1 protein-coding gene is annotated in these 1,037 nt (G+C 70.5%); it reads left to right on the top strand.

Going from position 1 to position 1,037, the window contains the following annotated elements; all coding sequences use genetic code 11:
* Nucleotides 1-1,036, top strand: a 1,036-nt coding sequence (locus ACH34Q_RS46935; protein WP_395989765.1) for an RNA-guided endonuclease InsQ/TnpB family protein, incomplete at its 5' end; no start/stop codon positions are given.
* Nucleotide 1,037: the final 1 nt, after the last annotated feature.

Genomic DNA, 1,037 nt, shown 5'->3' with positions numbered 1-1,037 from the left:
CACGCTGCACGCCCAGATCGGCGCCGGGCTGCTGGGTGGTGAGCGGTCCGGGCGGCGCCGCAGGGCCGAGTCCAAGCCGATCACGTTCCGGCCCGATGCGGCCCAGCCGTTCGACGACCGCTGCCTGTCCTGGCAGATGGACGCCCGCACCGTGTCGATCTGGACCGTCCACGGCCGGGTGCAGGGCATCGCGTTCACCGGCAGGCCGTCGCACCTGAAGACCCTGGCCGAGCACCGCCAGGGCGAGTCGGACCTGGTGCACCAGGACGGCATGTGGTTCCTGTACGCCACCTGCGAGATCGAAGAGGCCGAGCAGTTCGACCCGGTCGACTGGATCGGGGTGGACCGGGGGATCGTGAACCTGGCCACCACCTGCGACGGCACCAACTACCAGGGCAAGGACCTGAGCAGGTACCGGCGTGCGCAGGCCCGTCGCCGGGCCCGGTTGCAGAAGAAGAAGGCGGCCGGGTCGCGTTCAGCGGCCCGGCGCCTGGCGCGGTGTAAGGCCCGCGAGGGGCGCCACGCCGCCAACGTCAACCACAAGATATCCAAGGAGATCGTGGCCGATGCCCAACGCACCGGTCGCGGGATCGCGCTCGAAGATCTGAGCGGGATCACCGGCCGGGTACGGCTCAGGCGGCACCAGCGGGCCACGATCTCCAGTTGGCCGTTCCATCAGCTCGGCACCAGCATCGCCTACAAGGCCCAATGGGCCGGGGTGCCGTTCCTGGAAGTCGACCCGGCCTACACCTCACAGACCTGCCCGCGCTGCGGGCATGTCGGACGAGGCAACCGTCCCGAGCGGGACCGCTTCTGCTGTCGTCGGTGCGGGCTCGCTGGCCCGGCCGACCACATCGCCGCCGTGAACGTCCGCCAGCGGGCGCGCACGGCGTGGGTATTTGTCAGCATGCCCGACCCGACCCCTGGACAGGGGAAAGGTGATGCGACCCCAGCGCGGCCGCCAGCGGCGAAGGGGAGCGCAACGAGGCGTGAACGACCGAGCCGCAAGCTCGACCGTTCACGGCCGAGAAGCTGAC

Origin of the sequence: Actinomadura sp. 9N407 (assembly GCF_044326315.1) — a bacterium.
Classification (GTDB): Bacteria; Actinomycetota; Actinomycetes; order Streptosporangiales; family Streptosporangiaceae; genus Spirillospora.
Note: the sequence above shows the minus strand (reverse complement) of the source record. Positions and strands in the feature narration are given on the sequence as shown.